9 protein-coding genes are annotated in these 6,000 nt (G+C 45.8%); 7 read left to right on the top strand and 2 right to left on the bottom strand.

What is annotated here, in order from left to right; translation table 11 throughout:
• The 3 genes from ELY33_RS17720 to ELY33_RS17945 all read left to right on the top strand — a co-directional run.
• Window positions 1–156, top strand: a 156-nt coding sequence (locus ELY33_RS17720) for a flagellin (RefSeq protein WP_279629889.1), incomplete at its 5' end; no start/stop codon positions are given.
• Window positions 157–260: 104 nt separating this feature from the next.
• Entirely contained in the window at window positions 261–608 is a 348-nt protein-coding gene (locus ELY33_RS17715) for a hypothetical protein (protein ID WP_244208641.1), read from the top strand.
• A complete protein-coding gene (locus ELY33_RS17945; protein WP_167470118.1) occupies window positions 605–766 on the top strand; it encodes a hypothetical protein in 162 nt (53 codons plus the stop codon). Before ELY33_RS17715 ends, ELY33_RS17945 begins: the two co-directional genes overlap by 4 nt.
• Window positions 767–1,200: 434 nt before the next feature.
• On the opposite strand, the gene ELY33_RS17710 is transcribed toward ELY33_RS17945, so the two are convergent.
• Window positions 1,201–1,776, bottom strand: coding sequence for a hypothetical protein (locus ELY33_RS17710; protein WP_126949227.1), 576 nt, complete (start codon window positions 1,774–1,776; stop codon window positions 1,201–1,203).
• A 271-nt stretch (window positions 1,777–2,047) separates the two neighbouring features.
• On the opposite strand from ELY33_RS17710, the gene ELY33_RS17705 reads away from it, so the two are divergent.
• The gene (locus ELY33_RS17705) at window positions 2,048–2,617 is read left to right on the top strand and encodes a rolling circle replication-associated protein (RefSeq protein ID WP_126949226.1); all 570 of its coding nucleotides are present in this window, start codon (window positions 2,048–2,050) and stop codon (window positions 2,615–2,617) included.
• Here ELY33_RS17705 and ELY33_RS17700 read toward each other — a convergent pair.
• The gene (locus ELY33_RS17700; RefSeq protein ID WP_167470117.1) at window positions 2,614–3,831 is read right to left on the bottom strand and encodes a tyrosine-type recombinase/integrase; all 1,218 of its coding nucleotides are present in this window, start codon (window positions 3,829–3,831) and stop codon (window positions 2,614–2,616) included. The two genes, ELY33_RS17705 and ELY33_RS17700, sit on opposite strands and share 4 nt — an antisense overlap.
• A gap of 82 nt (window positions 3,832–3,913) precedes the next feature.
• On the opposite strand from ELY33_RS17700, the gene ELY33_RS17695 reads away from it, so the two are divergent.
• From ELY33_RS17695 to ELY33_RS17685, 3 genes are all read left to right on the top strand, one after another.
• Window positions 3,914–4,321, top strand: coding sequence for a helix-turn-helix transcriptional regulator (locus ELY33_RS17695; RefSeq protein WP_126949224.1), 408 nt, complete (start codon window positions 3,914–3,916; stop codon window positions 4,319–4,321).
• Window positions 4,322–4,540: 219 nt separating this feature from the next.
• Window positions 4,541–5,608 carry a flagellin gene (locus tag ELY33_RS17690; protein WP_126949223.1) on the top strand — a complete coding sequence of 356 codons (1,068 nt, stop codon included), beginning with the start codon at window positions 4,541–4,543 and terminating at the stop codon, window positions 5,606–5,608.
• Window positions 5,609–5,704: 96 nt separating this feature from the next.
• The gene (locus tag ELY33_RS17685; protein ID WP_126949222.1) at window positions 5,705–5,899 is read left to right on the top strand and encodes a hypothetical protein; all 195 of its coding nucleotides are present in this window, start codon (window positions 5,705–5,707) and stop codon (window positions 5,897–5,899) included.
• The last annotated feature ends 101 nt before the right edge of the window (window positions 5,900–6,000 follow it).

Raw genomic sequence — 6,000 nt, 5'->3', positions numbered from 1 at the left:
ACTAACCTTTCAGCTGCGCGGTCACGCATTGAAGATGCCGATTACGCAACGGAAGTGGCGAACATGACCAAGAACCAGATTCTGCAGCAGGCGGGTACTTCGGTACTGGCACAGGCGAACCAGATTCCGCAGAACGTGCTTTCTCTGCTGGGTTAATCTGAGGCTTAGCTTCGATAGGGAAATTTCTCTATCACTAAGTAGCACAATGAACCGGCTCCCTTTGGGGGTCGGTTTTTTTATAAATTTATGTGAGCAATAACGTGCAAACTATTTCCGCCTATAACGTTATCAACGATGTCATCCCCAAACTTAATACGGTGGAAAAGCGGGTTGAGGGCACGCTAAAAGAAATTATTGAAACCAGCCAGCTACCTGCGCAGATTGAACGCTATACAAAATTAAAGATGGAGTTTCAGCTGGAACTCACCATGATTCGTATGAACTTGGAACATTTGCTAAAACGTTACAGCCAAGAGCTAGAAGCCGTGGTAAATGACTCGCGCCAAGATGTGTTGCTAACGTTAGACGCTTACGAAGCTACCGCCATTGAAAATGCGAAACAGCTGTATCAACGAGTGCAGGCATTCCAAAACAAAGGGGCAACATGACGCCTGATGACCAACAATGCGTGATTAACGAGCTGCAAATGTTGATTGAAGAAACGGGCATGGATGAAGAAATGCCAGAGGATTACGATAGGCTGCTATCGATTTTGGATGGTGCGATTAAACAGCAGCGCAAGCATACCGAGGGGTTGTTGGGGTGAGTTTTTTTATTAGGCGCTCTGAGCGACTTTCTTCAATCCCATAGATGGTGAGCGAACGCCCTTCAGCGGCCTTTGCTGGTGCTTTTAACGCTTCACCACCATGCCGTTCTCTATGTTTACTGCAAAGCTGAGTGACGGTTCCCTCCTTCTATACCTGACCATTTTCAGGGTGCCAGAGAACCAGTCAGCGAGTATTGGCGCTGAGCCAACCATTTGATATTAACCCTGCAGATGGCAAAGGTAGAGCTTCTCATCCTCAATGCTCCAAGTGCCAATATATCGTCGCCAGCACATGGTGGTATCAAAGAGGTCGAACATATCTGACTTGGAGTTCTCTATATACTGAATTCGAGCATCTTTCTTTGGTAAAGAAGGGTAGCGTTCCAGATGCTATTTTTCACCTTGGTAATGGATGAGTTCTGGCGTTTGTATGGTCATGGTGATGCCTCTGTGTCGTCCTGTGAGCCTTTCTGAGTGGCGCTGGTGTTGGCTATGCTGTTGGCGTCTTCAGCCCTTGTTTCTTCTTGCTGGCGTTTCTCGCATAGTCTAAAGAGACCTTTCTTTTTGATGCATTCGCCTTTGGCATTTGTCCTCTTTATGGTGCCATAAAGACCTGCAGCTTCCAGTATCTCAATCACTGTCCCATTGCCAATAGCAATACCTTCGCTCTTTAGCTGGTCGGTAATGCTATGGGCGGATGTATGGTGTGGCTTGCTTGCTTCCTCTATGACACATTGCCGAGTCGCTTCGCTAGTTTGCCTCGCAAGGTGCTTGGGGCGTGTGCTTTCTGTCGGAATGATGCCCTGTTCGTGGTATTCAGGGTGTTCATCCAAAGCTGCCTTCCAGCGTCGATAATTGCTTGTGGAGAACCCACAGCTGACACAGAGGGCATTCAGTGAGGTATGCGGGTAGTAACTCAAGTATCTATCAACTTTGGCAACCAGCTGGTAGCGCTCTTCATTGGTTCTCTTAGTCTGTTTCTGTCTGATTCGACGTTTGTTCTGAGACATATGGTGGTGCCTCTTGGCTTAGGTGCGTAAATATAACCTGACAACCACAGCACCTAACGCACAAGGCGATTTGCAATCCGTGAGTGTCCTGATAATAGAGTAGGAAGCTGGTGCCATTGAAGGGTGCCTTGGTTATTCTGTTATCTGAATTTAATTAATTGACTAAAAAATGAATTAATTAGTGAATAACCATTAAATTAATGAATTAATGAATTAATGAATAATACTCACTACCCCTTCATTAAGGCTGAATAATAATAAGAGGATTTCCATGAATCATAAAAGACGAATAAATCAAGCTGAATTAGATGGTGTTAAACTAACTCGGCAAGAAAAGAAGTCATACGAATATAGCAAGCAAGTCGCTCATTGGCTAGTGCAATATGACTTTGATTATTTTCTTACCTTAACATTTCAATATGCCGTTTACGATGAAAATAAAGCGATGTCAGCAGTGAGTAATTTTATTAATTGTCTAAGCGCCAGCAGTTATGGGGCACGTTCAAAAAAGCGAGTAATGGCGTTTCCTGTCATTGAAAAAGGAGCTGATGACAGCCTGCATATTCACATGATGATTCAAAATCCTAAGCCTTTTATCACGTCTGAAGCACGGCGTAATGCCTTTAGCCTACGTGATGCAGTGATTACCTCATGGTTGCAGGCAAGCCCGTCAGCGGGGCATCCAGCTCTCTCTGCGACAGGTGATGACTGGATAAAGAAGATGGACGACATACGTGAAGTCGCAAGATACATGGTTAAGCAGTATCAGCCAGGGGCTTCTTATTCATCCACTCTTCTTTGGGAATATGCCAGCCTTGATGGGCGTAAGCCACCACACTAAGCAGCACGTATTTCTATCATGTTATCAGTGATGATCGTGCCACTTTCTAAAGTTCCTCTTAACGAGTTGTTTACATGCCCTGCTAGTTGATTGGTTGCTTCTAACAGAGTGGCATGGCTTAAATGAGCATAGCGCTGTGTCGTCGCAATATTAGCATGACCGAGTATCTCCTTAACCTCATAGATAGGTATTCCTATATTCACTAAGTAGCTGGCGTATGTATGGCGTAAGTCATGGATGCGAATATTAGTAATACCAGCTTCTTTTCGTGCTGTGTTCCAAGAGTGGTAAAAATTAACATACGGCTTCTGTGTTTTTGGGTTTGCAAATATATACGCACTTTTGCTTTTAGGTTTTAATTCACACAGTAGGTTGATGGCAGCATCTGATAATGGAACAAAGCGCACTTTTCCAGATTTGTTCTTGGGGATACGCCACTGCTTTGTGTACCAGTCAATATCCGTCCACTGAGCATGAGCTACTTCGTTTTTTCTTGCGCCTGTGAAAATGAGCATCCGCACGATGTAAGGCAGCATTTCTGCCTGTGAGCAATCAATGGCTTTCCATAACGCCCTTAGCTCCTCATGGGTCAAGTAGCGGTCACGTTGATAAGGGTCTTTGCGCTTTGCCAGTTTATTAGCGGGGTTTGTCGTTAAGCCAGGTACATCCCACGCCAAGGCGCAATTGAACAGGCACTGAATAACCGTCATCAAGCGGTTGGTGCTGGAAGGCTTAGAGTGCTTTGCATGGCAAGAAATGACATCCACAACATGACGTTTGGTGATGTTATCCAGGTAGTGCTTCCCTAGATAGGGCAGCACATGAAGACGCAGCATCGCTTCATCTAACTTCCAGCTTTTCTTATTGGTCTCAATATAGGGCAGGTAGCTATCACGAACGAAGGCAGCAAAAGTAGGCACGGTACGCTTCAGTTTCTGGTCAGCAAACGGGTCTTGACCTAATGCCAACTGAGCCAGCTTCTCCTTAGCTTGCTGGCGCGCCGTTTTTAGGTCAACAACAGAGGCATTAAACAGCTGCTTTTCTTTGGTTTTACCATGTGAGTCTTTATATCTGAGGTAATAGGTACGCTTGCCCGTAGGCATGACCTTTAGCAGCAGCCCAGCCAGTTCTGTGTCAAAATAATCAACCTTTTGCTTGCCTGTGGGGCAAGTAGCAGCATCAATGAAAACTTGTGTTAATTGCATTGTCGGCATGGTTATCTCCTTTTCTGATGCTAATAGTATCCGAAATTGAAAAACCTGTATATCTAGCGGCTGTCCAGTATGAGGTGCATGTTTGAGTAATGACATCCAAGCCCATGTAAAAATAGCGGTGGCTATGCGCGCTGTGCGAGGGGCGTTGGGTCTTAATCAAGCGGAATTTGCCGAGCTAATTGGTGTCTCCAAGCCAACCGTTGCTAGAGTGGAAACGTTAGAAACTGCCATGCGGTTGAACGACTATTCCAACATGCTGCAAAAGCTGAAAAACTTGGGGGTGAAGGTCGATACCCTTTACAGCGACAATGTGACGGTTGAGTTTGAGCCAAAGGCATTAGAGGCGTTGACGGCAAAGTTATCAGATCAAGGCAAACGACGTTCAGACCGCGTTCAAGGCGGGTTGGGGGTGAATCGAAAAAGCATATCACCAGATACCTTAAAGCGAATCAAAGAGCTTCAGCAGAAAAAGCCACCGTCCAAGAAATAGAAAATAGCTGGTTAGCAATGGCGTTCTTGAAGTCATTAATATCAATAGGTTGGCTGTTTCTGGTGGGCAGACAAAAATGCAACGCTATAGAAAGGCGATAGAAAGCAGGTTTTAGATACTATTATTATCAATAATGATGCTATTTAAAACGCCCGCTTGCGCGTTTGTAAGGCTCTCTGCGCCAAGGATGATGCCGCCGGTCAGGCCATCGCTAACCGCATGAGCAGCCAAATTACTGGTTTGTCTCAGGCGCAGCGTAACTCTAACGATGGTATCTCTGTAGCACAAACCGCTGAAGGTGCTTTGAACCAAGTTAACGACAACCTGCAGCGGGTTCGTGAGCTGACTGTTCAAGCACAAAACGGAACCAATTCACAGGAAGATTTAAACTCAATCCAGGCTGAAATTGGTCAGCGGCTCGGAGAGATTAATCGTATCTCTCAACAAACCGATTTTAACGGTGTTAAAGTGCTGGCGAGTGATCAAGCCCTCAACATTCAAGTGGGTGCAAATGATGGTGAGCAGATCGCCGTTAACCTTGAAGAAATTACTTCAACTACCTTAGGTCTGAGCACTTTCAGCGTATCTGGACCTGATGTTGCTGGCGGTTTCACTGCGCAAACTGGTGGCACATTGGCAGCCATGCAAGCAGCATATGGTGATACTACTTCGATTAACGATACTGCCATTAATAATTTCTCTGCTGACCTGCAGACATCCTTAGGCTTAAGCGGAAATGGTAGTGTTACTATTGGCGATACTAGTGGCAACGCCCAAGTTGATAGTAATGGCAACTGGTACGCTGAGGTGAGCATAACGCTTACAAATGATGCTGCAGGCCAAGCCGCTTCTGAAAGCTTAGCCAATAAAGGTTTGGACGTTGCTGCTGATGGCGCTGCTAAAACGTTCTATGTGGCTTTAGATCCACAAGATGCTGATACCACAACCGCAACAGCAACATTTACTGTCGATGGCTCTAAGTTGAGTGCTGCCAGCCTTCAAAATGGCAGCACCGCCGATCCACTTAAGCAACTTGATGATGCTTTAAGCAAGGTAGATGTCTTGCGTTCTGACCTGGGTGCTGTTCAGAACCGTTTCGAGTCTGCTATTACTAACTTGAATACTAACGAAACTAACCTTTCTGCTGCTCGTTCACGCATCGAAGACGCTGACTACGCGGTAGAAGTGGCCAACATGACCAAGTCACAGATTCTGCAGCAGGCCGGTACTTCCGTATTGGCACAGGCCAACCAGATTCCGCAGAACGTGCTTTCTCTGCTGGGTTAATCTGAAGCTTAGTCTTGATAGAGCAAGTGCTTTATCGCTAAGTAGCACTATGAACCGGCCCCTAATGGGGGTCGGTTTTTTTATGGGGAAGTACGCATGACTGAAAATGAACACCAGCAGGTGATCGAGGAACTGCAAACACTGATCAACGACACTCAGCAAACCCTTACCCAGTTTGAAGAGAAGGGCATGGATGAAGAAATGCCAGCGGATTATGAAAGGTTGCTAGGAATTCTAGACGGCGCGATTAAACAGCAGCGTGAGCATACGTTAGCCATGCTGTCGGAGTAGCTAGCGCTATAGGTCAAGGGTGGCTTTTGATGGCGGGATTTCTAACGATCACTTACCAGATTAGTTTTAAGTGATGCCGAGCAAGCTTGAAGGCATTTATT

The sequence above is a fragment of the Vreelandella andesensis genome (genome assembly GCF_003989795.1).
GTDB classification, from domain to species: Bacteria; Pseudomonadota; Gammaproteobacteria; order Pseudomonadales; family Halomonadaceae; genus Vreelandella; species Vreelandella andesensis.
The sequence above is the reverse complement of the archived record's forward strand: the minus strand, read 5'-3'. Positions and strand labels throughout refer to the sequence as shown.

Bases quoted from the DNA above. Each gene is read 5' to 3' on its own strand.
- ELY33_RS17945 (WP_167470118.1), top strand. From the start codon at position 605: ATGACGCCTGATGACCAACAATGCGTGATTAACGAGCTGCAAATGTTG.
- ELY33_RS17710 (WP_126949227.1), bottom strand. From the start codon at position 1,776: ATGTCTCAGAACAAACGTCGAATCAGACAGAAACAGACTAAGAGAACC.
- ELY33_RS17705 (WP_126949226.1), top strand. From the start codon at position 2,048: ATGAATCATAAAAGACGAATAAATCAAGCTGAATTAGATGGTGTTAAA.
- ELY33_RS17700 (WP_167470117.1), bottom strand. From the start codon at position 3,831: ATGCCGACAATGCAATTAACACAAGTTTTCATTGATGCTGCTACTTGC.
- ELY33_RS17690 (WP_126949223.1), top strand. From the start codon at position 4,541: ATGAGCAGCCAAATTACTGGTTTGTCTCAGGCGCAGCGTAACTCTAAC.
- ELY33_RS17685 (WP_126949222.1), top strand. From the start codon at position 5,705: ATGACTGAAAATGAACACCAGCAGGTGATCGAGGAACTGCAAACACTG.